Annotated in this window: 28 protein-coding genes and 1 pseudogene; 17 read left to right on the forward strand and 12 right to left on the reverse strand. The window is 67.1% G+C overall.

The genetic code is table 11. The features are described 5' to 3' along the window. Positions 1-82: 82 nt before the first annotated feature. Entirely contained in the window at positions 83-499 is a 417-nt protein-coding gene (locus tag AB0H50_RS24065) for a DUF4870 domain-containing protein (protein WP_357456612.1), read from the forward strand. 177 nt (positions 500-676) lie between these two features. Here the strand turns inward: AB0H50_RS24065 and AB0H50_RS24070 are convergent, their stop codons facing one another. From AB0H50_RS24070 to AB0H50_RS24080, 3 genes are all read right to left on the reverse strand, one after another. Continuing rightward, positions 677-922, reverse strand: coding sequence for a hypothetical protein (locus AB0H50_RS24070; RefSeq protein WP_357456614.1), 246 nt, complete (start codon positions 920-922; stop codon positions 677-679). A 110-nt stretch (positions 923-1,032) separates the two neighbouring features. Further along, positions 1,033-1,281, reverse strand: coding sequence for a hypothetical protein (locus AB0H50_RS24075; RefSeq protein ID WP_357456615.1), 249 nt, complete (start codon positions 1,279-1,281; stop codon positions 1,033-1,035). Positions 1,282-1,346: 65 nt separating this feature from the next. After that, a complete protein-coding gene (locus AB0H50_RS24080) occupies positions 1,347-2,087 on the reverse strand; it encodes a transposase (RefSeq protein WP_357456617.1) in 741 nt (246 codons plus the stop codon). 102 nt (positions 2,088-2,189) lie between these two features. On the opposite strand from AB0H50_RS24080, the gene AB0H50_RS24085 reads away from it, so the two are divergent. From AB0H50_RS24085 to AB0H50_RS24095, 3 genes are all read left to right on the forward strand, one after another. After that, the gene (locus AB0H50_RS24085; protein WP_357456619.1) at positions 2,190-2,702 is read left to right on the forward strand and encodes a helix-turn-helix domain-containing protein; all 513 of its coding nucleotides are present in this window, start codon (positions 2,190-2,192) and stop codon (positions 2,700-2,702) included. A 187-nt stretch (positions 2,703-2,889) separates the two neighbouring features. Then, a complete protein-coding gene (locus tag AB0H50_RS24090) occupies positions 2,890-3,294 on the forward strand; it encodes a cupin domain-containing protein (protein ID WP_357456621.1) in 405 nt (134 codons plus the stop codon). A 17-nt stretch (positions 3,295-3,311) separates the two neighbouring features. Beyond that, entirely contained in the window at positions 3,312-3,725 is a 414-nt protein-coding gene (locus AB0H50_RS24095) for an ester cyclase (protein WP_357456623.1), read from the forward strand. Positions 3,726-3,951: 226 nt separating this feature from the next. On the opposite strand, the gene AB0H50_RS24100 is transcribed toward AB0H50_RS24095, so the two are convergent. Then, positions 3,952-6,234 carry an excinuclease ABC subunit UvrA gene (locus tag AB0H50_RS24100; protein WP_357456625.1) on the reverse strand — a complete coding sequence of 761 codons (2,283 nt, stop codon included), beginning with the start codon at positions 6,232-6,234 and terminating at the stop codon, positions 3,952-3,954. Between the two features lie 114 nt (positions 6,235-6,348). Here AB0H50_RS24100 and AB0H50_RS24105 point away from each other — a divergent pair, with 114 nt between their 5' ends. Next, positions 6,349-6,930, forward strand: coding sequence for a class I SAM-dependent methyltransferase (locus tag AB0H50_RS24105; protein WP_357456627.1), 582 nt, complete (start codon positions 6,349-6,351; stop codon positions 6,928-6,930). Between the two features lie 47 nt (positions 6,931-6,977). Here AB0H50_RS24105 and AB0H50_RS24110 read toward each other — a convergent pair whose 3' ends face one another. Then, complete coding sequence (locus AB0H50_RS24110) at positions 6,978-7,187, reverse strand: hypothetical protein (protein WP_357456629.1); 210 nt, start codon at positions 7,185-7,187, stop codon at positions 6,978-6,980. A 373-nt stretch (positions 7,188-7,560) separates the two neighbouring features. On the opposite strand from AB0H50_RS24110, the gene AB0H50_RS24115 reads away from it, so the two are divergent. The 3 genes from AB0H50_RS24115 to AB0H50_RS24125 are packed head-to-tail and all read left to right on the forward strand — an operon-like array spanning position 7,561 to position 9,243. Further along, entirely contained in the window at positions 7,561-7,890 is a 330-nt protein-coding gene (locus AB0H50_RS24115) for a hypothetical protein (protein ID WP_357456631.1), read from the forward strand. Next, positions 7,871-8,398 (forward strand): DUF6879 family protein, encoded by a 528-nt coding sequence (locus AB0H50_RS24120; protein WP_357456633.1) that lies wholly within the window; start codon positions 7,871-7,873, stop codon positions 8,396-8,398. The genes AB0H50_RS24115 and AB0H50_RS24120 overlap by 20 nt, the downstream gene beginning before the upstream one ends. Next, on the forward strand, positions 8,395-9,243 hold the full coding sequence (locus tag AB0H50_RS24125) for a helix-turn-helix transcriptional regulator (protein WP_357456634.1): 849 nt from the start codon (positions 8,395-8,397) through the stop codon (positions 9,241-9,243). Before AB0H50_RS24120 ends, AB0H50_RS24125 begins: the two co-directional genes overlap by 4 nt. 18 nt (positions 9,244-9,261) lie before the next feature. On the opposite strand, the gene AB0H50_RS24130 is transcribed toward AB0H50_RS24125, so the two are convergent. From AB0H50_RS24130 to AB0H50_RS24140, 3 genes are read right to left on the reverse strand one after another with little or no spacing between them, the layout of a single operon-like run. Continuing rightward, positions 9,262-10,143, reverse strand: coding sequence for a TIGR03621 family F420-dependent LLM class oxidoreductase (locus tag AB0H50_RS24130; RefSeq protein ID WP_357456636.1), 882 nt, complete (start codon positions 10,141-10,143; stop codon positions 9,262-9,264). Between the two features lie 53 nt (positions 10,144-10,196). Next, on the reverse strand, positions 10,197-10,460 hold the full coding sequence (locus AB0H50_RS24135; protein WP_357456638.1) for a hypothetical protein: 264 nt from the start codon (positions 10,458-10,460) through the stop codon (positions 10,197-10,199). A 10-nt stretch (positions 10,461-10,470) separates the two neighbouring features. After that, complete coding sequence (locus AB0H50_RS24140) at positions 10,471-11,553, reverse strand: aldehyde reductase (RefSeq protein ID WP_357456640.1); 1,083 nt, start codon at positions 11,551-11,553, stop codon at positions 10,471-10,473. Between the two features lie 108 nt (positions 11,554-11,661). Here AB0H50_RS24140 and AB0H50_RS24145 point away from each other — a divergent pair, with 108 nt between their 5' ends. From AB0H50_RS24145 to AB0H50_RS24160, 4 genes are all read left to right on the forward strand, one after another. Further along, complete coding sequence (locus AB0H50_RS24145) at positions 11,662-12,282, forward strand: TetR/AcrR family transcriptional regulator (protein WP_357456641.1); 621 nt, start codon at positions 11,662-11,664, stop codon at positions 12,280-12,282. A 95-nt stretch (positions 12,283-12,377) separates the two neighbouring features. Next, positions 12,378-12,695, forward strand: coding sequence for a nuclear transport factor 2 family protein (locus tag AB0H50_RS24150; RefSeq protein ID WP_357456643.1), 318 nt, complete (start codon positions 12,378-12,380; stop codon positions 12,693-12,695). Between the two features lie 41 nt (positions 12,696-12,736). Next, the gene (locus tag AB0H50_RS24155) at positions 12,737-13,879 is read left to right on the forward strand and encodes a nucleotide pyrophosphatase/phosphodiesterase family protein (RefSeq protein ID WP_357456645.1); all 1,143 of its coding nucleotides are present in this window, start codon (positions 12,737-12,739) and stop codon (positions 13,877-13,879) included. A gap of 101 nt (positions 13,880-13,980) precedes the next feature. Beyond that, the gene (locus AB0H50_RS24160) at positions 13,981-14,295 is read left to right on the forward strand and encodes a hypothetical protein (protein WP_357456647.1); all 315 of its coding nucleotides are present in this window, start codon (positions 13,981-13,983) and stop codon (positions 14,293-14,295) included. 108 nt (positions 14,296-14,403) lie between these two features. Here AB0H50_RS24160 and AB0H50_RS24165 read toward each other — a convergent pair whose 3' ends face one another. Continuing rightward, a complete protein-coding gene (locus tag AB0H50_RS24165; protein ID WP_357456649.1) occupies positions 14,404-14,835 on the reverse strand; it encodes a hypothetical protein in 432 nt (143 codons plus the stop codon). A gap of 84 nt (positions 14,836-14,919) precedes the next feature. Between AB0H50_RS24165 and AB0H50_RS24170 the strand changes: the two are divergent. Continuing rightward, positions 14,920-15,009, forward strand: a pseudogene (locus tag AB0H50_RS24170) (DUF779 domain-containing protein); the annotation flags it as partial. A gap of 176 nt (positions 15,010-15,185) precedes the next feature. Here AB0H50_RS24170 and AB0H50_RS24175 read toward each other — a convergent pair. From AB0H50_RS24175 to AB0H50_RS24185, 3 genes are all read right to left on the reverse strand, one after another. Further along, positions 15,186-16,739 (reverse strand): succinic semialdehyde dehydrogenase, encoded by a 1,554-nt coding sequence (locus tag AB0H50_RS24175; protein WP_357456650.1) that lies wholly within the window; start codon positions 16,737-16,739, stop codon positions 15,186-15,188. 311 nt (positions 16,740-17,050) lie between these two features. Next, positions 17,051-17,578: a hypothetical protein gene (locus AB0H50_RS24180; RefSeq protein ID WP_357456652.1), complete on the reverse strand. Its 528-nt coding sequence runs from the start codon at positions 17,576-17,578 to the stop codon at positions 17,051-17,053. A gap of 565 nt (positions 17,579-18,143) precedes the next feature. After that, complete coding sequence (locus tag AB0H50_RS24185; protein ID WP_357456654.1) at positions 18,144-19,061, reverse strand: alpha/beta hydrolase; 918 nt, start codon at positions 19,059-19,061, stop codon at positions 18,144-18,146. 279 nt (positions 19,062-19,340) lie between these two features. Here AB0H50_RS24185 and AB0H50_RS24190 point away from each other — a divergent pair, with 279 nt between their 5' ends. Genes AB0H50_RS24190 through AB0H50_RS24205 form a run of 4 tightly spaced genes read left to right on the forward strand, consistent with a single transcriptional unit; the run spans position 19,341 to position 23,035 of the window. Beyond that, the gene (locus AB0H50_RS24190; RefSeq protein WP_357456656.1) at positions 19,341-21,674 is read left to right on the forward strand and encodes an ATP-binding protein; all 2,334 of its coding nucleotides are present in this window, start codon (positions 19,341-19,343) and stop codon (positions 21,672-21,674) included. After that, on the forward strand, positions 21,674-22,069 hold the full coding sequence (locus tag AB0H50_RS24195) for a roadblock/LC7 domain-containing protein (protein ID WP_357456658.1): 396 nt from the start codon (positions 21,674-21,676) through the stop codon (positions 22,067-22,069). Before AB0H50_RS24190 ends, AB0H50_RS24195 begins: the two co-directional genes overlap by 1 nt. Further along, positions 22,066-22,440 carry a DUF742 domain-containing protein gene (locus tag AB0H50_RS24200; protein ID WP_357456660.1) on the forward strand — a complete coding sequence of 125 codons (375 nt, stop codon included), beginning with the start codon at positions 22,066-22,068 and terminating at the stop codon, positions 22,438-22,440. The genes AB0H50_RS24195 and AB0H50_RS24200 overlap by 4 nt, the downstream gene beginning before the upstream one ends. Further along, positions 22,421-23,035 (forward strand): ATP/GTP-binding protein, encoded by a 615-nt coding sequence (locus tag AB0H50_RS24205; RefSeq protein WP_357456662.1) that lies wholly within the window; start codon positions 22,421-22,423, stop codon positions 23,033-23,035. Before AB0H50_RS24200 ends, AB0H50_RS24205 begins: the two co-directional genes overlap by 20 nt. The last annotated feature ends 3 nt before the right edge of the window (positions 23,036-23,038 follow it).

Genomic DNA, 23,038 nt, shown 5'->3' on the forward strand with positions numbered 1-23,038 from the left:
AGTCATCTCGTCGAGACAACCACGTCCAGGATGCCGGTCGCTGTGGGTTCGTGCTGAAACCTGGGATCGGTAGGTGGCGCGCGTGGCATCTACTTACCCCATGACATCTTCTCAACCTCCCACGAACCAACCGCAGTCCGCCGGCTTCGACAAGAAGACCAGTGCGATCCTGTCGTACGCACTGGGGTGGCTCACCGGAATCATCTTCCTATTTGTGGGAAAGAACGATCCCGATGTGAAATTCCATGCCTCGCAATCGATCGTCTTCTTCGGGGCGGTCTCGGTGGTTAATATTGTTCTGAGCATCATCGGCTCGCTCCTCGGAGTCCTGGGGATCATCTTCAGCCTCGCCGGACTCGCAGTCGCGGTCTTCGCAGTCGTCGTCTGGATCATGGCCATGGTCCAGACGAACAACGCCGGCGGTGTCCGCGCAGAGCTTCCCATTGTCGGAAAATTCACTGCACCATATGCCGATCAGTTGGCCAACTCGGTCAAGTAGCGGCATATTCGAAGTCCCCAGCCAGATTTCGTAATCGAGGATGCTGTCGGCACCGCTACCGGCGGCCAGATGCGGCAGTCCGAAGATCAACGGCCCGAGGCTATCTCGGGCCGTTGGCGTCCGCGCGGAATGTCCGATAATGCCGAATATCGTGTGTTCGAACCTCCACGAATCAACTCAGCGGATACGGCCGGTGAAATCGGCGGTCCTGCTCCGCTTGACCTTCACGTAACGGCAACTTCTACCGTCGAGCACATGGTCGAACTGGGTCACCATCTCCGATGGCGGGGCACCGCTGGAGTACGAGCCCGCGGACCAGTGGCCGGCTGGGGAAGCCAGCGCGCCGAGCGTCGCACCCTGGCATTGGGACGACGCGTCACACGTCACGCCGCCGGAGTCACCCGCGCCCGCTGCGGATAGCATCCTGCAATCGTGCAAGGCGTTTTGTGCCAAGCGATTCGGTCGGCGCCCGGGCCTGTCGTCGCAGTCGGAGCAGCCGAGGTCGGTACTGGCGAACCGGCGTCTCAGTGCCACTAAAAGAGGAAGACCAGGAACCCGAAGAAGGTCACTCCTACGCACAGGAGGACCAGCAACAAAATACCGATGAACACCGAGCAGTAGAAGAGCACCCGGACGGGCCGAGCCATCCGATGCGCTAATGGTCGAACCCCCTCCTTTTTCCCGGCGGCAACCTCCACCCCGACACGCCCCTTGCTGGCCGCAATCTTCTCGATGATCGCTTCGATTCCGCTTCCATGCCCGACCTGTTCACTCTCACCCACGCCGCCAGACTGCCACAGAACAGGACACCCAGTGGCCGATGGCAAGGCACTACATTGGCTCCCCATTATGTCAAGGCGTGGATGTGGGTGTCGGTAAGCCTTGCTGCCGAGGAAGGTCCGATGCCGTGCAGTTCCATCAACGTCGAGCCGCGGTCAGTCACCAATTGCCGCAACTCCTTGTCCGCGGCTTTGATCTTGCGGTCGATGGTTTCGAGTTCTTCGATCAGCTCGACGTCGAGCCGTCGCTGGATCGTGCCGACCGGATCACGCGGTGTGATCGTTGCGATCAGGGCGCGGGCTTGCGGAGCGGACAGGAATCGCTTCGCGCCGCCGGGAACCAGCTCGAGCAGCAGCCGGTGCAGGCGGTTGAGTGTGTCGGTGCGGGCGTGGCCGAGTCCGTCACGACGATCGGCGAGCATCCCGAGTGCGATCAGTTCCGGATCGCTCTCGACGCGACGGAGCTTCGGTGCGTGCAAGGCTGCGAGGGCGACCGAATGCGCGTCGACGGGGTCGGTTTTGCGGCCGTTGCCGGTGGCGAACACTCGCACCTGTGCGGAGAGTTTCGTCGGGACATCGATGACGGTTTCGCCGTCGTCGACCAGTCGGTGCGCGAGGTGGCGGCCGATGCCGTTGCAGCCCTCGATCGCCCACACTCGATCGTTGAATCGTTGTGTGGCGGCCAGCATTTGCGCGTATCCGTCGGTGTCGGTGGCATATCGGCCGGTGGCCAGAATCCGTCCGGCTTTGTCGATGATTTCGATGGTGGCCGAGCGTTTGTGTGGATCCATTCCGACGATGACGGTCATCGGTGTTCCTCCCGGGACGACGACTGTGGTGTCCGTGCAGGAGGGCACCGCTAGTTCGAGCCTTGGCAGACCCCTTTCCAGCCACTGCCTGCACGGCACCCGGTGGGAGGCAAGCCATTTGAGAGCCACACCAATCACGACGGTGGGCAGCCGCATGAGGGAGCACCCCACCGGGCACCTGGACCAAATCCTGGCCGGGATCGGGTCCTGACACCAGTCTCTAACCAGCCGCTGATCGCGCGGGCTGCTCCGGGCCTTAGGAGTGCAGAGCTGGCCTTACTCACCGGGGTCAGCGTCGACTATGTGGTCCGGCTCGAGCAGGGGCGCGGTCCCCGACCGTCGACGTCGGTGCTCGCCGCGCTGGCCCGCGCCCTGCGGCTCGATGACGTCGACCGGGATCTGTTGTTCCGGTTCGCGGGCGCCGCGCCGCCGCAGTCGGGGCGGATCGCCATGGTCGTGCGGCCGAGCGTGTTGCGGCTGCTCGACCGGATGGCGGATCTGCCCGCCCTGGTGCTGTCCGCGAAAGCCGATGTGCTGGCCTGGAATTCGATGGCGGCCGCCGCGCTCGACCTGCTCCAGGTCACGGGCATCGAACGCTTCGCCGCCCAACCGTGAACCCGGAACCGGTCTCGGTGGTCATCACCACGGCACCAGGCCCTGGCATGGTGCTGTCGAGTTCGGGTGATCGGCGAGCCGTCGCCGAGCTGATGAGGCCGAACCACTTCCTGGCCAACATGTCACAAATCTCCGGGTTCGGTACGTCCTAGGGATGACGGACCGAGACACTTACAGGAGGATCATCATGTCTCACGATCAAGATCACGGGCTGACCATCGCCACCGACGAGATTCCGTTCAAGCCAGTGGCCGACGGTGTCGAGATACGAGTTGTCTATGCTGACGAGGAGTCGGGCGTGTGGACGGTCATGGTGCACGCGAAGCCGGGTTCGGTGCTGCCGCGGCATCGGCATGTTTCCGGGACGGAGCTCTACATCTTGCAGGGCGCGGGTGAGCACCCGCAGACCGGGGCGTTCAAGGCAGGGGATTATGTGCTCGAACCCGCTGGCGCCGTGCACGAACCGCTGGTCCACCCGGAGGAAACGATGCTGATCATGCGCAGCGCCGGCGAGATCGCATTCCTCGCGGATGACGGGGCGACGACGCTCGTCCTGAGCGCGGGCATGTTGAAGCGCTTGGCGGCGGCGTAGACATGTGCGGAGCGTCGATGCAACAACTATTGCAGTCCCGGAAAGAGGCGATTCAGCGGTTGTATCGCGGGATCGAGAAGGGCGACTTCACGTTCGCCGAAGAGCTGTTCGCCGCGGACTTCATCTCTGTCGAGGGGCCGCACCAGAATGTGACCGGCCTGCCCGCTTTCAAGGGCGAGGTGCAGGCGATACACCACGGATACACCGATCCACGGTTCGAGATCCTGGACATGGTTGCCGAGGGCGATGATGTGATGGTGCGGTCGCGCATGTCCGCGACCCACACCGGAGACCTGCTAGGTATCCCGGCGACTGGGGAGCGGGTCAGTATGGAGGAGTTCGCGCTGTTCCGGTTCGTCGGAGAGCACATCAGCGAGCGTCACGCTGTGTCGGATCGGCTCGGTCTGCTGCAGCAACTTCGCCGTGACTGAATGCGGTCGAACCTAGCCCAAACGCCCACCGGATTCTAAGCGGGTAGATCGTTTCATCGCTCGCATGAGATACAAGCCAAGGGGGTTTCTCTAGTTTCCGCACGGAAACTAGAGAAACCCCCGGAAGCGATCCCGCCGACCAGCCGCCAGAGTGCTACCGCGATCACCCCGGGTCGCACTACCCAATCCGGTTGCCGCCGAAGCTATCTCACACTTTCTGGAAAGATCAGGCCGCCTTGTACTTGCGCAGGTACTCGCCGGTCAGGGAGGTGGGGTGGTTCATGAGGTCGGCGGGGGTGCCGGTGAACACGATTCGGCCGCCGTCCTTTCCGCCGTCGGGGCCCAGGTCGATCACCCAGTCGGAATGGGCGACGACGTCGAGATTGTGTTCGATGACGATGACGGTGTTGCCGCGCTCGACGAGTCCGTCCATGAGCGCGAGCAGGGTGTCGACATCGGACATGTGCAGGCCGGTGGTCGGCTCGTCCAGCACGTAGATCGACCCCGTGTTCTGCAACTGGGTGGCCAGCTTGATGCGCTGCCGTTCACCGCCGGACAGCGTGCTCATCGCCTGGCCCAGGCTCAGGTACTCCAAGCCGACGTCGTTCATGGTGCGCAACTTGGCATTCAGCGCCTTCTCGGGGAAGAAGCCGAGCGCCTCCTCCGCCGACATCTCCAGCACGTCCGCGATGGATTTGCCGCGCAGCGTGTGCCCGAGCACGTTCTCGGAGAAGCGGCGGCCATCGCAGGCGTCGCAGTGTGTGGCGACCGGGTCCATGTAGGCGATCTCGGTGACCACCACACCGCGGCCCTCGCACTGTTGGCATGCGCCGTCGGAGTTGAAGCTGAACAGGCTCGGCGACTCCCCCGTCGCCTTGGCGAACAGCTTGCGAATCGGATCCATCAGTCCCAGATACGTCGCAGGCGTCGACCGGGAGGACGCGGCGATGGGCGACTGGTCGACGAACAGCGCCTCGGGATGTTCGCGTACGAACACGTCGCGGATGAGGCTGCTCTTGCCCGAGCCCGCCACGCCGGTGACGGAGGTCAGGACCCCGGTAGGGATGGCGACGGTGACATCGCGCAGGTTGTGCACGGCGGCGTTCTCGATCAGCAACTCCCCCGTGGCGGCGCGGAAGCTGTCCTTGACGGTGAACGGCCTGCGCAGACCGGCGCCGGTGGGGGTGTCGGCGTCCCGCAGTTCGGCGAAGCTGCCTTGGAACACCACCTGCCCGCCGTGCACGCCCGCGCGCGGGCCGACGTCGACGATGTGGTCGGCGATCTGGATGACGTCCGGATCGTGCTCGACCACCAGCACCGTGTTGCCCTTGTCCCGCAGCGCTTTCAGAAGATCGTTGAGCCTGCCGACATCGCGCGGGTGCAGTCCGACGCTGGGTTCGTCGAAGATGTAGGTCATCCCGATCAGCGTGCTGGACAGATGCTTGATCATCTTCAGCCGCTGCCCCTCACCGCCGGAGAGCGTCGAGGTGGGGCGATCCAGGCTCAGGTAGCCGAGCCCGATGTCGGCCACCCGCCGCAGCGCGGTCCGGATGGCGTCGGCCAGGCCGAGCGCCGCGCGATCGGTGATCTCGTCGAGCACCGCCATGAGGTCGGTGATCTGCATGCTCGACCAGTCCGCGATATTACGGTCGCCGATCTTGGTGGCCAGTGCGGCGGCGTTCAGCCGCGCGCCACGGCAGGTCGAGCAGACACCCTCGGTGAGGAACTTCTGCATCTGCTCGCGGGTCTTCTCGCTGAGCGTCGAGGTGTCGCGCTGCAGGCGGGTGCGGGTGAACTTCGCCGCGAGTCCCTCGTAGTCGGCCTTCCACGTGCCCTTCGCGAAGGTCAGTTCCACCTTGCCGCCGCTGCCGTACAGGAAGTCCTGATACTCGGCCTCGGTGTAGTCGGCCAGCTTCTTGTCCGGATCGAAGCGGCCGGAATTGCCGTAGAGCTGCCAATCACCGCTGCCCACACCGTAACCGGGGAGCAGGATGGCTCCTTCGTTGAGCGACTTGTCGCGGTCCACCAGGCGGTCCGGATCCGCGCGCACTGTCATGCCGAGGCCGTCGCAGTCCGGGCACATGCCCTGGGGGACGTTGAACGAGTAGTGGTAGACGAATCCCGCGGAGGGCGAACCGAATCGGGCGAACATGGCGCGCACCATCGAGTAGATGTCCGTCATGGTGCCGACCGTGGAGCGCGGGCCGCCGCCGACCGGTTGCTGGTCGATGATGACCGGCGCGGTCAGGTTCTCGATCGCCTCGGCGTGCGGGCGCTCGTATCGCGGCAGGAAGTTGAGGACGAATGCCGGGAAGGTGGCGTAGAGCTGGCGCTGTGATTCCACGGCGATGGTGTCGAACACGATGGACGACTTGCCCGATCCGGACACGCCGGTGAAGACGGTGATCTTGTTCTTGGGGATCTCGAGCGAGACGTCGCGCAGGTTGTGCTCGCTGGCTCCGAGTACCCGGATGACATCGACGGAGGTGGCCGATTCGGTAGATGGCATGCCGAACACCATGCCATTGGGAGCCGACAAAATGGCGAGGGAGTAGTGATGTAGATCACATCATATGCCGAGATGCATGACTGTTCAGCGGGAGTGCGTCCGTAGAGTCGTGAAGTGAGTCGCGACCCGTACTGGAATCACAACACCCGCTACCACCCCTGGCTGCTCGCCAAGGCGCCGTCGTCCGCGCGCACCGCGCTCGACGTGGGTTGTGGCGATGGACTATTGGCGAGGAAGCTGGCGGCGCACTGCCGCGAGGTCGTTGGGATCGATGCGGACGCCGCCGCCCTGGCACAGGCATCGGCCGCCGACCGTGTGCGCTTCGAACAAGCCGACTTCCGGGAATTCCCCGGCACTTTCGACTACGTGACAGCCGTCGCGACTATGCACCACGTGCTGCTCGAGGAAGGTCTGACAGCGTTGCGCCGTCTCGTCGCCCCGGGCGGCACGCTGGCCGTGGTGGGGTTGTGGAAGATGACGCCACGCCGCGATGCGGCCTACTTCCCACTGCTCCCTTTGATCTGGGCCATCGATCACTACCCGCCGCGCCCGAACGGACCCGACGTGCCGATGCGGGACCCCGAGGAGGCGCTCGACGAGATCCGCGCATGCGCGGCAACGACCCTGCCCGGCACCAGGATTCGGCGTCGCCTCATGTTTCGCTACACCCTGCTGTGGCAGCGGGGGCACGCGTAGCCCATCCATGCGACTGGTCGCACGTCGCCGAGGCGCGTGAGCGGGATTCATTCCCGCACCCGACTGGAGTCGGGGACCAGGTGTCCGTCTCGCTTCAACTTTCCGAACGCCGCGGTCTTCGCCGGGCATTGGCCGACGAGGCATTCACGATGGACCTGCATGGATCGGTGCGCCGCGCGCAGCGTGGAGGAAGGGTAGTCGGTGTTCTGACAGCTGAGGTGCTCCAGCAGTACCTCGTCGTCGTCGAGGCCGTACATCACGGCCTCCGCTGCGCTACGTCGAGGGCATCGCGCCCGCGCGGTGTGTTCACGAAAGATATTTCCATCTCGCGGTACCCCTCCGCGTCGGCCTGATTGGTGCGCACCCGACGCCGGGGTGCAGGCTCCCCCGGCCAGATTTGCGGGGACGACCGGCGAGCGCTCCGCCGCTACTGGGAAGAGACGGAGCCCCGGCTATGTCAACCCGGCGTCGAGTGCATGTGACGGACTCTACGAAGAGGAAAGCAGGTGGCACTACAAGCTTGCGCCGACTTGCGCGCCTATTTTCGAACGGTGACGGAAATAGCCGTGGTAGTGGACGATTGAAGCGTGCTGCGCAAGTCGGCGCACACCACCGGAAGGGGTGAGTCACATGCGTCTGAGGTTCCTCGGCAGGGGTGGATCACACCAGAACGGATGCCCGACGCTGTATGCGACCGACCACGGCACCTACGTCGTGCAAGGGTGGACCACCGCGGAGCCGGACACGGTGGAGATCCCGCACCTGTTACTCGGTTTCGCCGAGCCGGATACGTTCATCGGCGCGGTGCTCACCGACACCGGGCGCGGCACGTTCACCGTGACAGGTGAACTCGTCACCGACCCGGAAGCATTGGCGCACATGGTGATGTCCGAGCACGAGACCGGTATCGAGGTGCCGAGGAGAGAAAGGACGTTCTACGGTGCTGTTGTTGCAGGGTGACGCGGTCAACGACCTGCTCGGGGAATCCAAGCGGGAAGCATTGCACCTCGAACTGCAGGACACGTACGACACTCCGGAGGAATCCGTCGAGTTTCGGCAGTTCCTGTCGGGCGAGCCCGACGACTACGCATGGATGAGCGGCTGGGCGGCATTCGTTCGAGGGCTCGTCGAGCGCGGCGTCGCTGTGCGCCGGGCACGAGTGGTCACCGTGCCGCACAGCGACTGGACCCGCTGGGGCCTGAACGTCGCAGCCGTCAACGTCGCGGCGGGCGAGGAGATTCGCTATCTGCCGCGGCATCTGGTCACCGCCGACGAGGTCGGCATACACGACTGGTGGCTGCTCGACGGACAACTGGTCGCGTTCTCTCTGTTCAACCGCACCGGTACCTCGGGCGGGGTAGCCGCAACCGCCGATCCGCACATCGTCGGCCGGTGCCGGGCCATATGGGGCCGGGTATGGGAACTCGCGGTGCCGCACGCCGACTACATGGTGCTCGGCCGGCAGTGACCGCGGTACATGAAGCGCGCGAAGCTCTCGGTCTGCGGCTCCGAGAACTTCGACGTGACGCCGAGCTCACCGCCCGCCGGCTCGCCCAGCTCTCCGGCTGGCACGAAAGCAAGGTCTCGCGCATCGAGCACGGCAGGCAGACACCAGCCGAGGCCGACCTACGCGCCTGGTGCGAACACACCGGTAAGGGAGATCAGCTCGCAGATCTCGTCGCGACGCTGCGCCACATCGAAACGGCATACCTCGAATGGCGGCGCATCCTCGGCACAGGAATTCGCAGGCCCCAGAAGGCCCGCACGCGCCTCGAGGCCGAGACAACCTCGATGCGCTGGTACGAGACGACCGTATTTCCTGGGCTGCTGCAAACGCCGGCGTATGCCGAGGGCATCCTCCGCAAGGTGATCGCGTTCTACGGCATTCCCGACGACCTGCAGGATGGCGTCGCCGCGCGCGTCGAACGGCAGCACGTGCTCTACCGAGGGCGGCGCCGGTTCAATTTCGTAGTCGCCGAGCCGGTTCTGTACACCACCGTCGGCGACGACGAGGTGATGATCGGACAGCTCGACCGGGTGCTGACCGTCATGGCGCTGCCGAGCGTGGCATTCGGCATCATTCCCGCGACCACGGTCTACGAGGCGCCCGCGACCAACGGTTTCGCGATCTTCGATACCAGGCTCGTTCAGGTCGAAACGATCAGCGCCGAGCTGGCGGTCACGCAGCCACGCGAAATCGCCCTCTACGAAAAGATGTTCACCGTGCTCGCAAGGCAAGCCCTGTACGGCAACGCCGCCCGAGAGCTGATCGGTCACGCACTCGAGGTCCGGCGCAGGCGGGCCACATCGTAATGCCCGGACCGCTGCCGGTCAGCGCAGACGCTCGATGATCGGGCCGAACTGCTCCATGCTGTCCTCCAGCACGGTGATGTAACCGAATCCGAATCGCTCGCGCAGTTCGCGGACGCGGTCGGCGCCCTCGTCCGGAGAACCGATCAGCAGGGTGGGGATCCGCTCGGGGTGGTCGGCGGCCGAGGGCGGCAGCGCCGGTGCGTACGCATCGGCCAGCGCTGGCCAGTCCGCGCGCGAGATCACCCGCTGGATGAGCAGATTGAGCTCCACCTCGCCCGCGCGAGCGCCGAGCAACCCGCCGACGTAGGCCACCCGCTCGGCGGTGGTGTCCTCGTCGGCGAGCTGCACCGGGCCGCCGGGCGTCGCTCCCCCGCCCGCGAAGGCGATGATGTCGGCCTGTTCTGCGGCGAGCTTCAGCAGCCGGTCCCCCCACCCGGCCAGCAGCAGCGGCGGGCCGGACGGCTGCGCCGGGCGCGGCTGGTAGTCCGGGTCGGCGAACAACCTGCGCAGCGTCGTGACGGTGCGCTCCAGATGCCGCACCCGCTTGCCGCCGCTCTCGAAAGGGATTCCGGCGGCGTCGAACTCGGCCCGCACGTAGCCCGCCCCGAGCCCGAGTTCCACGCGTCCGTCGGTCAGCTGGTCCGCGCCCGCCGCGTCGCGGGCCAGCAGCACCGGGTTGTAGAAGGCGGTGTTGAGTACGAAGGTGTTGAGCCGCACGCGTTCGGTGGCCTCGGCCGCCACGATCATGGCGGGAAACGGTGCAGGCAGGCCGAGGTGATCGGCGACGCCGACCACGTCGAAACCGAGTTCCTCGGCCCTGCGGCACTTCTCGATCCACCGCGACCTGGACTCGGGTACCACCATGTTCACGCCGAAACGGAAGGGTCGCTGCACAGTCACCAGTCCTGTCTACCCGGCGGCGTGGCCCAGCCGCCACCCGGCACCGAGTGCGCTCAGCACTCCGCCAGCGCACTCGCCGTGATGGCGACACCGAGGCCGAGTAGCGCCACCGCCGCGCTGAGCGCGGGCACCGGACGCCGCGCCGCTTCGCGGAAGTATCTACGCCAATCCGCTTCGCGGAAATTTTTACGCAGCGCCGCGGTGTCGAGCCGGCCACGGCGGGGTGCTTCACCGTCGGCGTTCGCGGCGTCGCGATCCCTGCGGAACACCCGGCGCACCAGCCCGAGGGCCGCGAGGATCAGGGTGGCGGTCACCATGCCCGAACCCCTAGGCGCCGAGCGCGTTCGAGGCCGGACGCGGCGCGGCCGGCCGGGGGCGGACACCCGGCGCGTCCACGACGCCGAAGGCGAGCAGGCTCTCGGCGGTGTCGAGCACGGTCTCCCGGACGGGTCGCATGGTCCAGCCGAGTTCCGTACGCGCCTTGTTCGCGGTGACCATCTCGGTGCGGCCGAGCACCGGAATGGCCAGCCGAACACCCTTGTCGAATCGCGCGATGAGCCGGATCAGCCAGTCGGGCAGCACGCGGGTGGGCACCCGCAGGCCGCGCGGGTTGTATTCGTCGGCCAGGATCTGGGCCAGCTCTGCCATCCACAGCGGGTCGGCCGCGCAGATGTACCGGTTGCCCGCCGCCTGCGGCAGTTCCATCGCGAGCCGGTGCGCGGCGGCCAGGTCGCGCACGTCGACCGGGGTCCAGCCGGTGCGAATCGAGCCGGGCACATCCCGCGCCATCAGCCGCCGGATCGGTTCGTGCGAGGTGCTGGTGACGGGGCTCTGCAGCGGGCCGAGCACCATACCCGGGTTCACCGCGGCCAGCTCGAGCCCACGCTCGGCGGGCAGGTCGCCGACGAACTCCCACGCCGCCTGCTCGGCCAGCGTCTTGCTCTTCTGGTAGGGCGGAATCCGTCCCGCCACCGACCAATCCGCCTCCGTGCGCACGGCGTCGGTCTCGTGGCCGTAGGCGATCGCGGCGACCGAGGAGGTCAGTACCACCCGTCGCACGCCCGGCTCGGCGGCGGACGCGCGCAGCACCCGCAGCGTGCCCTGGACGGCCGGTTCGACGAGTTCGCGCTCGTCGTCGGGGATGTACGACGGGAACGGCGAAGCCACGTGCAGCACGTACGCGCAGCCTGCGACAGCCTCGGCCCACCCGGCGTCGCGGTCCAGGTCGGCGGCGACGAACTCGAGGTCGGCGCCGAGGCGCCGCGCGAGCTCCGTGAGGTGCGCGCGCTTGCCGGTGTTCGTCAAGTCGCGCACGGTGGCGCGCACCCGGTAGCCGTGTTCGAGAAGTTCGGCGATGACGTGCCCGGCGATGAATCCCGTTGCGCCGGTGACGAGTACCTGTTTGCTCATGTGTCCCACCTGTCAGAGGAAGATAGGGCGCGGCCGGAATCTAAGCGCCGCTCAGATAATCTAAGCACCGCATAGATAGGTTGTCCAGCCCACGTCGCATACGCTCGGATGGTGAAGCGGACCAGTTACCACCACGGCGCACTACGTGATGAGCTGATGGCCGCCTGCCTGCGCCTGATCGAAACCGAAGGCATCGCGGCGGTGAGCCTGCGCCGGGTCGCCAGGGAGGCGGGCGTCAGCACCGGCGCGCCATACCATCATTTCGCGGATCGGGCCGCCCTGCTCGCGACGTTGTCCACCAAGGGATTCGAGCTGCTCGCCGCCGAACTCACCGCCGCGCGGGACGCCGCGACCGGCTCACCGCTGGACGCCCTCGGCGCGCTCGCGGGGGCCTACGTCCGCTTCTCCCGCGAGCAGCCCGGCTACTTCCGGCTGATGTTCCGCCCTGAGCTCTCCCAGCCGGAGAAGCACCCCGACGCCATCGTCGCGGGCGACGCCGCCTTCGCGATCCTGGCCGACGCCATAGGCGAGTGTGTTGCCGCCGGTCTGCTGCCCGCCGACAAGGCGGATGTTCTCGGCATCACCTGGTGGGGCATCGGCCACGGGCTCGCCTCGCTGTGGCTGGACGGCCAGCTGGACAAACGGGCGGTTCAGCTCGGCACCACCGCGCCTGAGCTGGTCGAGGACGTGATGCGGACGGTGTCATCGCTCTTCGCGCCCGGGTCTTGACGTGGCATGCCGCATTTCTGCCCTAGAGTGGGCGCCAGATGTTTGCTGTTCCGTCACTGCTCGACCCGAATACGTGATTCGAGAGGGATGACCGGATGTCCATACAGCAGCAGCTCGACCCCATCGTGCAAGAATTCGTCGACGCGCTCAACGCCAACGACCGCGACCGCTTCCACTCGGTGCTCACCGCGGACGCGACCATGTCCGACGACGGCGTGGAACGCGATGTCGAACAGTGGACCGATTCGGAGGTCTTCGCCAGCAACGGCAGGATGCAGATCGAAACCGTCACCGACAGCGGCATCGAACTGCTCGCCGACTACACGAACTCGCGCTGGGGATCGATGCGTACATCCTGGCGTTTCACCGTGCGCGACGGCAAGATCAGCCGATTCGAGACCGGACAAGCCTGAAACCCTTGCCGTGGCGGCGCCGATCTTGACATCCTGACCTCGTGTTCGACGCGCCACGCTACGGCTCGGGTTCTCTGGCCGACCTGTTTCCCTCCGTCCTCGCCTGTCTGGGCGTCCCCGGCGAAGACGATCGGCTCGGCCTCGCGCTGTCCGCGCGCCGGGTCTGTGTCCTGCTGATGGACGGGCTCGGCGCGGAAGCGCTCGCCGCGCACGCCGAGTACGCGCCGTTCCTGTCGAGCCTCGCCTCGGCCGAGCTGGCGGCGGGCTTCCCGAGCACGACCGCGACAAGTCTGAGTTCCCTTGGCGTCGGGGTGCCGCCGGGTGAACACGGCATCGTCGGCTATCTGATGAATGTGCCCGGCTACGACCGGTTGGTGAACGCACTGCGCTGGCGGTTGCACGGCGAGGGCCCGAAGGTGGACCTGCTGCGCGAGCTGGTGCCCGAGCAGTTCCAGCCCACCGCAACGGTATTCGAACGCGCCGCCCGCGCCGGGATCAGCGTCACTCAGGTCGCCCCGATGTACCAGGCGGGCTCCGGACTGACCAGGGCCGTGCTGCGCGGCTGCGCGTTCCGCCCGAGCCTCTCGTTCGGCGACCTGGTCGACGGTGTCGCCGAGGGGTTGCGCTCGGGCGACCGCTCGCTCGTCTACGCCTACCACGGCGATCTGGACACCACCGGCCACGTGCGCGGCCCGTCCTCGGACGCGTGGCGGCTCGAGCTCGCGCACGTGGACCGCTTGGCCGCCACCATCGCCGAACACCTGCCGCCCGACGCGGCACTGTTGGTGACCGCCGATCACGGCATGGTGGAGCTGACCGGAACCGTCGACTTCGACAACGTCGACGCGCTGCGCGCCGGCGTCCACCAACTCGGCGGGGAGCCGAGGGCCCGGCACGTCTACACCGTCGAGGGCGCCGTCGACGACGTCGCGGCGGCATGGCGGGAAACACTCGGCTCCGACTTCGCGGTGCTGTCACGCACCGAGGTGATCGAACGCGGCTGGTTCGGCCCCACCGTTGGACCCGCGGTGGCCGAGCGCATCGGCGATCTCGTCGTCGCCGCGCTCGGACCGCGCGGCGTCATCCGAACCGGCGCCGAACCACTCCAATCGGCGATGGTCGGCCACCACGGCTCGCTGACCTCGGCCGAGCTCAACGTCCCGCTGCGCACCTGCCTCGCCTGATCGACACACCGGACCGCGTCGCCGCGACCAATCCCCGCACCCTTACCCTCGATACCGATCGCGGCGGCCCATCCGCTCGACCAGGCGACCAGGAGGAGCAGATGAACGCCACCGTGATACGGACCGGCCTCGGGATGGCGGCCGCCGCACTGCTGCTGGCGAGCTGCACCGATATCGAGCGGGCCCTCAACAAGGGCGGCGATACACCGTGCAACGAGTACGTCACCCAGGATCTCGACACCAAGCGCACGACGATCACGAAGTTCGTCAAACAGCAGACCGGTGACGACCGTGAACCCGCGGGCACCGTCGTCGACGCCACCATCATCTCCGTCGACCTGCTCTGCGCCACCCAGCGCAATGCCGAGACGCCCATCAAGAACGCCGACGTGGCGGGCATCTTCCTCAACAAGTGAGGCGATGACCGCCCACCGGGTCCCGATGTGGCCCCCTGATACCCCTGCCGCGCAGGGGAATCCCGGCGTCCCTCCGAAATGCGTTCGTACGCAGGGCAATCCGGCTACTCAAGTGCGCGGCGGGATCGGATGGGCGGCGAGCCAGCCGGCGGCGCGTTTGCGCGATGCTTGGGCGAGCCAGCCGTCCTGGATGATCTCGGTGAGTTCGCCGAGGGTGATTTCGTGCAGACGGCACGCGCGCACCAGCACCGAAGGGTGCCCGTCGAAGTGCGGTGTGGTGAAGAACGGCGAGTCCGGATCCTGTACGAGTGCTTGCTTGTCCGATTCCGAGGGCACCCAGAAGACGATGACGTCGGGGTAGCGTTCGCCGGTCTGCGGATCCACGGCGTCCGGGCGCGGCGTGCGGAAGAATACGAACGACTTGCCGCCCACCTGGTAGATGGCGTTGCCGCGCGGGCCTGCCGCGTTGGTCACGTGCGGCATCCCGCGCGCGATGGCGTGCACGTCGGCGATCCGGGCCGGTCGCTCTCGCTTGTCCATGAGTACGAGGCTAGGCCCGGAAACCGGCGCGTCGCGCAGGCGCGTCCGCCATGATGGGTCCACGAGGCGAGTTCACTCGACGACACGCATCTCACCGTGGACGTGATGCCGGGGCGCGGCAGCGGATTCTCGCAGGAGGCGACCCTCGGCGTGCGTTTCCTCGTCCGGTCCCGGCCCGCTCACCGACGAGGAAGCGGCGGCATTGGGCCGCCGCGCACCGGAGCCGACCGGCTCACCTGAGAGCCGGCGACGGGAGCCCGGCCGGCTCGACCGCAGACCGAGCCGGCCAGGCCCTCGAACACGCGGCCGGACTCGGGCCGGCCGCGCAAGGATCATCGACGAACCGCGGATCAGCGGCCGGGGAGGAACCTGAGGCTGCGCGCGACGAGCATCAGGAAGCGCTGCCACAGGTTGTGCGAAACCAGCGGCGGCGGATCCAGATTCATGAACCGGGTGACCACGACCGTCTGCGGCTCGGTGAACTTCAGCAGGCCGTCCGCGCCGTGCCTGCGCCCGACGCCGGAGATGCCCATGCCGCCCATCGGCGCCGCGGTGGTGCCCCACGCCGGGGCGTAGCCCTCGTCGACGCACACGGTGCCTGCGTGCAGTCGCTGCGCGATCTTCTCGCCCGCCGACTTGCTCTCCGCCCACACGCTGGCATTGAGCCCGTACTCGCTGTCGTTGGCCAGCCGGATGGCGTCCTCCACCGAGTCGACCGGGTAGATCGACACCAGCGGGCCGAACGTCTCGTTGCGTCCGCACTCCATCTCGTCGGTGACGTCGGCGAGCACCGTCGGCTCGAAGAACAGCGGGCCCAGATCGGGGCGCGCCTTGCCACCCGCGAGCACCTTGGCGCCCTTGGAGGTGGCGTCGGCGACGTGCTTGGTGACCGTCTCCAGCTGAGCCTCGGAGATGAGGCTGCCGATGTCGGCCGAATTGTCGTAGGCCGCACCCAGTTTCGCGCTCTCCACTGCTGCGACGAACTTCTCGGTGAACTCATCGGCGACCGCCTTCTCGACATAGAGGCGCTCGATCGAGATACACAGCTGGCCCGCGTTGGAGAAGCAGGCGCGCACCGCGGCCTTGGCGGCCTTGTCCAGGTTCGCCCCGCGGGTGACGATCATCGGGTTCTTCCCGCCCAGTTCGGCCGAGAAGCCGATGAGCCTGCGCCCGCATTGCTCGGCCAGCGTCCGGCCGGTGGCCGAGGAGCCGGTGAACATCAGGTAGTCGCAGGCGTCGACGATGGCGGTGCCGACCACCGAGCCGGGTCCGGGCACCACGGCGAGCACGTCGCGCGGCAGGCCAGCGCGGTAGAGGAGCTCGGCGGCGGCCAGCGCGGAGTACGGGGTCTGGCTGTCGGGCTTGACCACCACCGCGTTGCCCGCGAGCAGAGCGGGCAACGCGTCGCCGATGGACAGCACCATCGGGTAGTTCCACGGCGCGATCACGCCGACGACCCCCTTGGGCTGGGTGTGCACCGCGGCGCGGTTCAGCACCGGGAAGGCGCCCGGCACCTTGCGCGGCCGCAGCAGACCGGGCGCGACCCTGGCGAAGTAGCGGGCCGCGAACATCATGCCCATGATCTCTTCCTGAGCCGCCCAGCGCGCCTTGCCGGTCTCCGCCTGGATCACGTCCATCAGGGATTCGCGGTTCTCGATGATCAGCCCGCGGAAACGGTCGAACACCGCGGCGCGCTCCGCGGCGGGGCGTGCGGCCCAGCGCGCCTGCGCGGACCTGGCCTTCGTGAATGCCGACGCCACGTCCTCGGCGGTGCCGACCGGCACCGAGCCGAGCGGCTTGCCGGTGAACGTCTCGGCGATCGTCTTGCGCGAACGAGCCTCGTGGTCGTCGATCGCGGCGAGCGCGCTCAGACGGTCGAAGACTCCGGCTTCCGGCGCGGGCATCCTTGCCTCCTACTTGTGAGTAACCTCGGGATACACACAATCTACGCCGTCGGTGGCCTCGAACACACTCCGTCTGCCGACCCGGCGAACGACCGGTCCGCCCCTCAGCGCGAACGGCCGCCGCGGTCCGCCGCGCATCCGTCGAAGCGGCCGCCCGACGCCAGCGGTCTCGGAGACAGCGGAGCTCGGCTCGGTCCCTCGGGAAAATCGACCGCGGAACCCGGCCGCCCGAGTCGCGGGTTCCGATGCGCGACCAATCCGCCTGTGCGCCGGGTGATCTGACCACACGGTTCCCGGTGTCGATCGGAAGCTCAGAAACCTTCAGGGTGATGGGAAAGCCAGCCCGCGTACTGATGCATGAGCGTGTCACGTTCGGCGGCACTGGGCAGTAGAACATCCATGCCGCCGTCGTAGGGATGGTGAATCCGCTCCAAGGACAGGTCGGCGATCATGACCCCTGCGGTGGCGTCGTCGGCGACGGCGCGCAGAAGGTCGTCGACAGCTCCGTGCCGCCAGGAGAACCGGCTGACGAACAGGTGGGTGTAGGAAACGAACTCGGCGTCGGTCTCGGCTGGATCGGTGCGGACCGACGTCCAGTAGCGAGCATCGGGATGCCATTGCGCGTGGTCATCGGGCCGTGTATCTGGCGCGAGACGGTCGGACCAGTCGCAAGTGACGAGGTAGACCTCTTGCCGGGTGAAAAGGCCGTCCAGGACTTGGTTGTATCGGTCGAGCACGATGCCGTATTCGTCTGCGGTAACCGGATAGCGCTTGGACCCGGGCAGACTGTGGAACCGCACCCATCTTTCCCGATAGGCATGCTTCAGCTCAGCCGCCAACGGAGGACACCTGGGCCAACGTCGTTGCCAGAGCTCCGATAAGTCCCCACTACGCATTCGGTCACAGTATCCGCCTTTTCCGATGCCACAGCTGGTGACCGAGTGGCAGCCATCACCCCGCCGCCGACCAGCCGTCGCGTTCGCGCGCGGGCCGAAATCGTGCTGCTCTACGCCCAGCCGATGACTCGCGTCGTCCGCTTCACTATCGACGGTGTCGTCAGCGACCGCGATCATGTGTTCCTGCGGCTCGGGAATCCTCCGCACCGTCGCCGACATCCTGCTCGTCTGGATCGAGAACCGCACCAACATGAACACCGCGACCAATCGCAGGCGCGCTAGTCGCTACTTCACCACGCCTCGATTCCGGACACCCAGCAACTGGACTCCGCCGACTCGCGACAGATTAGTGAGCAAGCTCAGCCGGGCTCCGCGAATATCGACACGAGAACAAGCTTCAGGGGGCGGGGACATGGCGGTCGAGCAGGTCGTCACCTTCGATTTCTACGGAACGTTGGTGCAGTGGCACGAATGGGGGGTCTGTGTCGTCACAACGGACTGCCGACTTTCACGGTGAGTGTCGAGTAGCGGTGCCTCGAGTCGCGGCCTGGGTCACGGCGGTGGCGAACGTTCGCGGGCTCTCCAGTGGAATGAAATGCCCCGCGTCGTCGACGTGGCGGACCCGCAGGTCGGTGAAGTAGTGAGTCAGCCGATCGGCCCAACTGCTGGGGAACAACACGTCGTTCTCCGGCCAGAGGACAGTGGTGGGTACGGCGAGGCGCTGGGCCGGCTGAGGAGGGCGTTCGGCGGCGATGCGGGCGACTCCTTCCGCGCCGACCCGGTACCAAGCCAGGGATGCCGTGAATGCACCCGGCTCGGAGTACACCGAGACAAGGTGATCGAGATGGTCTTCGGCGAGGACGAAGTCGGGTCCGGACCAGTGCGACCAGAAGTGCAGCAGAAAGGCGCGGACGGCGTCGGCCTTGCCGTCGATGAGTTCGTCGGCAAGCCGGAGCTGGTTGAACGACACGTACCAGAACTCTCGTTGCGCTTCGGCGGATAGGATCCGTTCACCGATGCCAGGCAGCGGCGGCGTAAGCACCAGTTCCCGTATCAGATCTGGACGCTGGAGCGCCACCGCGACCGCGATCCTGCTGCCGATGTCGTGCCCGCCGAGGACTGGCCGGTCCAGCTTCAGTTCCTCGATGAGTCCGATGACACTGCGCGCTTGCGCGTCGGCGCTGTACTGAGTCGCAGGGGCCTCGAGGTGCTTGTCGGATGCGCCGAAGCCGCGCAGGTCCGGGACGACGACGTCCAGCATCGGCAAAAGCGGGACCACGTCGCGGTATTCGGTCCTGTCGCTGGGCCACCCGTGCAGCAGAACAACCGGGATTCCAGCCCCAATTCGGTCGTACGCCAGCCGGAACCCGTCGATCGCAGACGTCCGCTCGACACTACATGGGCGAGAGGTCACCCGAATCCCCATCTCCGAGAGCAGAGCAGGGCAGGACCCGCACCGCGGTCAATCATTCGTGGAAGACACTGAGGCCCTGATGAATACGAGCGTCAGCCTCGCCCAAGGTTATCGGGAGCAGATGGCCGAGCTGCACGGGATGGGCTGCGACCGAATCGCCTACCACTCCGCGCTCCGAACATCGGCGTGTTCAACCATAGTTGGATCACCTGTTCGACTGTTTGTCAAATCCGGTCCCGCTCAGCGGGACCGGAATGACAGCCGTGTAGTCCGCTGAATTACGTTGTCCCGATGTTCAGAGCGAGGCTCGGTGTCCGGACCCGGATACTGGCGATTGCGCTCCTGCCGAGCCTGACTCTGCTCGTGATCGGCGTGGGCGCGGCGGGATACCTGGTCGATCAGGGCAACACCGCGAAAGACTGGGCGGCGCAGATGCAGGCCGCTATCCCGTCGACCAGGGAGTTGATGGAGGCGACGCAGCAGGAACGCCACTTCACCCTGGCCCATCTGGCGGGTGACGATTCGACCGGCCCCGCCCTCATCGCGGCGCGGGTGCGACTGGACGGCGCGCTGCGCAAGCTGCTGGAGGCCTCCGAGGGAATCCGCGCGGTCGACGACTCCAAGATCGGCGACGACCTGGCCGGTTTCAACACCCTCGGCCAGCACCTGGCGGGCGTTCGCGCCCAAGCGGATTCGCGCCAGCTCCCCGCCGCCGAGGCGTACGCCTTCTACAACCGGCTGCTCGACGTGGTCTCGGTCGGCTCGCAGGTGGCCCAGCAGTCCGCGCCGGACGCCGAGATCGGTGTCGAGATCACCGAGGGCATGCGGTTGCTGCACGCCGCGGAGGCCATGTCGCGCAGTCACGCGCTGGCCGTCGCCATGGTCACCGCCAACGGAGACGTGTCGGTGCCGGTGGAGGAGTACCTGCGCCAGATCGGCTTCTACCACACCGAGATCGCCTTGCTCGCCAGCGAGATCGACACCGATCAGCGTGCGGCGGGCGCCGCGCTCGCCGACTCCGCGGCCTGGCAGCAGCTGACCGCGATGGAGAACGCCGTCGCCCGGCGCTACGTCGCGCCTGCCGAGCACGAAGACTCCCCGACCGGCGACACCGGCTCCGAGCCCGCACCGCTGCCGCTGTCACCGCAGGACTGGCAGAACGCGGCCGCCGAGGTGAACCGCGGCCTGCTCGATCTGTGGATCGTCCAGAACAAGCACACCCAGCGCCTCGCCGAGGAGAAGTCCGCCGATTCCACGCTCACCTCGCTCTTCGGCGGCGGCGGTGTGCTGCTGCTGAGTGGTGCGGCCATCGTGGTCGCGGTGGTGATGGCCAACCGGATCATTCGGCGGCTCCAGCGGTTGCGCGGTGAGACGCTCGCCCTGGCCGACGACCGGCTGCCCGACATGATGCGCAGACTGCGCGCGGGCGAGAACGTCGATCCCGCCACGGAGACGCCGCGGCTGGACTACGGCCGCGACGAGATCGGCGAAGTGGCACAGGCTTTCGAGCACGCGGCCGCGGCCGCGGTGACCGCCGCGGTGGACGAGGCACGCACCCGCGAGGGCGTGAAGGCGGTCTTCCTCAATATCGCCCACCGCAGCCAGATCGTGGTGCACCGGCAGCTGGAGATCCTGGACGAGGCCGAGGCGCGCCAGGAGGATCCGGCGCTGCTGGAGACGCTCTTCCAGCTCGATCACTTGGCGACTCGCGAGCGCCGCAACGCGGAGAACCTGATCATCCTCGGCGGCGGTCAGCCTGGCAGGCAGTGGCGCTATCCGATTCCGCTGATGGACCTGGTGCGCTCGGCGGTCGGCGAGACGCTCGACTACTCGCGCGTGCGGGTGGCCAAGCTGCCCGAGGCGCGCGTACTCGGCACCGTGGTCGCCGACCTCGTGCACTTGGTCGCCGAGCTGGTGGACAACGCGACCGCGTTCTCCCCGCCGCAGTCGCGGGTGGAGGTGTCCGGCACCATCGTCGGCCGCGGCGTGGTCGTCGAGGTCAGCGACCAGGGCATGGGCATGCTCGAGGCGGAGTTGCTCCGGGTGAACGAGATGCTGCGCAACCCACCGGACTTCGGTGTCGCGACGCTCTCGGCGGATTCCCGCCTCGGCCTGTTCGTGGTGGCGCAGCTGGGCGTCCGGCACGGCGTCACGGTGCGGCTCGCGGAATCCGATTACGGCGGCATCCGGGCGATCGTGCTCATCCCGACCTCGCTGCTCGTCACCGACAGCGCGCCGACCGCACCGGAAGCCCCGGCGCCGGAGCAGGCGCGACGCCCGCGTCATCCGGTGCCGTTCATCGAGGCGCCAGGAACCGAAACGCCCGGTGGCACGGCGGAGTCGGCGGCCGCGGTGCTCACCATGGACCCGCCTGCGCCGAAACCCCAACAGACGCCGCCGAACTCGGCAGACGCGCCCGCGACCACCGCCGATGGCAGACCCGCGCTGCCCAAACGCAACCGACAGGCCAATCTCGCACCCGAACTGGCGAAGCCATCGATCACCGAACCCGTCGCCGAACGTGAGCGTTCCGCCGAACAGGCCCGGGATCTGATGTCCGCCATCGAGAATGGAACCCGGCAGGGTCGCCGTGCGCAGCCCGCCGACGAAGAGGAAGGCGTGTAGTGACCGCTCCCAAACCCGGTGATCTCAACTGGCTGCTCGACGATCTGGTGGATCGGCTGGCCGGTGTGCGGCACGCTGTGGTGCTGTCCACCGATGGCCTGCTGCTCGGCCGCTCCACCGCGATGAGCCGCGACGACGCCGAACACTTCGCCGCCATGTCCTCCACCCTGTACGGACTCGCGCGCAGCGCGGGCAGCCGATTCGACGGCGGCGGAGTCCGCCAGGCGGTGATCGAACTCGACCGCGCCGTGCTGTTCGTGACCTCGGCGGGAGACAACGCCTGCCTTGCGCTGCAAGCCTCCGAGAGCGCGAATCTCGGCATGGTTGCCTATGAAATGAACGTCACGGTCCAGCGCGTCGGCTCCTATCTCTCCACCCCCGCGCGATTGCCATGACGCGCCGGGGTGAGCCGTGGTTCGACGAGGCGGCCGGACCGCTGATCCGGCCGTACGCGCTGACCCGTGGGCGCACCATGGGCGCGGGCCACGATCTGGACATCGTGACGGTGGTGGTCAGCGCCTCCCGGGCGCCCACCTTGCGCAGGCCGGAGCCCGAATACGCGGAAATCGTCCGCCTGTGCCGTGATCCGCAATCGGTGGCCGAAGTGGCGGCCAACTTGAAACTTCCGCTTGCGGTGACCAAGATTCTCGTCGGCGACCTGATCGGCGAGGGACATCTGATCTTCCGGGCTCCGGTGCAACCGGAGGCTGGCCCCGGCGATCTCAACATATTGCGAGCGGTACTGGATGGCATCAGAAAACTTTGACCCCGCCCGGCTCGATCCCGACGGGCCGCAGCACTTGGCCGCGTCGGTCAAGATCCTCATCGCGGGCGGCTTCGGCGTCGGCAAGACGACCATGGTGTCGTCGATCAGCGAGATAACGCCGCTGCGCACCGAGGAACTCATCACCGAGGTGAGCACCGGCGTGGACGATCTGTCCGGCGTGGAGTCCAAATCGACCACCACGGTGGCGCTGGACTTCGGGCGCATCACCATCGACCGCGATCTGGTGCTGTACCTGTTCGGTACGCCAGGCCAGGACCGGTTCTGGTTCCTGTGGGACGAGCTGTCCCGCGGCGCGCTCGGCGCAGTGGTGCTGGCCGACACCCGGCGACTCGGCAATTCCTTTGCCGCCGTGGACTTCTTCGAACGCCGCGGCCTGCCGTTCATTGTCGGGGTGAACTGCTTCGACGGGGCGCCGCGCTACACCGTGGACGAGGTGCGCGACGCGCTGGATCTGGACCCCGACACCCCGGTCATGCTGTGCGACGCCCGCGAGCGCGAATCGGCGAAGAACGTGCTGCTGACGCTGGTTCAGCATCTCATCGAGCTGGCCGGACGCGAGGCGGTCACCACCTGAGGC

Source organism: Nocardia sp. NPDC050793 (assembly GCF_040654065.1).
GTDB lineage: Bacteria > Actinomycetota > Actinomycetes > Mycobacteriales > Mycobacteriaceae > Nocardia.

What these genes read in the sequence shown, in the direction of transcription:
- AB0H50_RS24070 (WP_357456614.1), bottom strand. Translation starts at nt 922, where the DNA reads ATGCTATCCGCAGCGGGCGCGGGTGACTCCGGCGGCGTGACGTGTGAC.
- AB0H50_RS24080 (WP_357456617.1), bottom strand. Translation starts at nt 2,087, where the DNA reads ATGACCGTCATCGTCGGAATGGATCCACACAAACGCTCGGCCACCATC.
- AB0H50_RS24090 (WP_357456621.1), top strand. Translation starts at nt 2,890, where the DNA reads ATGTCTCACGATCAAGATCACGGGCTGACCATCGCCACCGACGAGATT.
- AB0H50_RS24095 (WP_357456623.1), top strand. Translation starts at nt 3,312, where the DNA reads ATGCAACAACTATTGCAGTCCCGGAAAGAGGCGATTCAGCGGTTGTAT.
- AB0H50_RS24100 (WP_357456625.1), bottom strand. Translation starts at nt 6,234, where the DNA reads ATGCCATCTACCGAATCGGCCACCTCCGTCGATGTCATCCGGGTACTC.
- AB0H50_RS24110 (WP_357456629.1), bottom strand. Translation starts at nt 7,187, where the DNA reads ATGTACGGCCTCGACGACGACGAGGTACTGCTGGAGCACCTCAGCTGT.
- AB0H50_RS24115 (WP_357456631.1), top strand. Translation starts at nt 7,561, where the DNA reads ATGCGTCTGAGGTTCCTCGGCAGGGGTGGATCACACCAGAACGGATGC.
- AB0H50_RS24135 (WP_357456638.1), bottom strand. Translation starts at nt 10,460, where the DNA reads ATGGTGACCGCCACCCTGATCCTCGCGGCCCTCGGGCTGGTGCGCCGG.
- AB0H50_RS24140 (WP_357456640.1), bottom strand. Translation starts at nt 11,553, where the DNA reads ATGAGCAAACAGGTACTCGTCACCGGCGCAACGGGATTCATCGCCGGG.
- AB0H50_RS24145 (WP_357456641.1), top strand. Translation starts at nt 11,662, where the DNA reads ATGGTGAAGCGGACCAGTTACCACCACGGCGCACTACGTGATGAGCTG.
- AB0H50_RS24150 (WP_357456643.1), top strand. Translation starts at nt 12,378, where the DNA reads ATGTCCATACAGCAGCAGCTCGACCCCATCGTGCAAGAATTCGTCGAC.
- AB0H50_RS24160 (WP_357456647.1), top strand. Translation starts at nt 13,981, where the DNA reads ATGAACGCCACCGTGATACGGACCGGCCTCGGGATGGCGGCCGCCGCA.
- AB0H50_RS24165 (WP_357456649.1), bottom strand. Translation starts at nt 14,835, where the DNA reads ATGGACAAGCGAGAGCGACCGGCCCGGATCGCCGACGTGCACGCCATC.
- AB0H50_RS24175 (WP_357456650.1), bottom strand. Translation starts at nt 16,739, where the DNA reads ATGCCCGCGCCGGAAGCCGGAGTCTTCGACCGTCTGAGCGCGCTCGCC.
- AB0H50_RS24185 (WP_357456654.1), bottom strand. Translation starts at nt 19,061, where the DNA reads ATGGGGATTCGGGTGACCTCTCGCCCATGTAGTGTCGAGCGGACGTCT.
- AB0H50_RS24190 (WP_357456656.1), top strand. Translation starts at nt 19,341, where the DNA reads ATGTTCAGAGCGAGGCTCGGTGTCCGGACCCGGATACTGGCGATTGCG.
- AB0H50_RS24200 (WP_357456660.1), top strand. Translation starts at nt 22,066, where the DNA reads ATGACGCGCCGGGGTGAGCCGTGGTTCGACGAGGCGGCCGGACCGCTG.
- AB0H50_RS24205 (WP_357456662.1), top strand. Translation starts at nt 22,421, where the DNA reads ATGGCATCAGAAAACTTTGACCCCGCCCGGCTCGATCCCGACGGGCCG.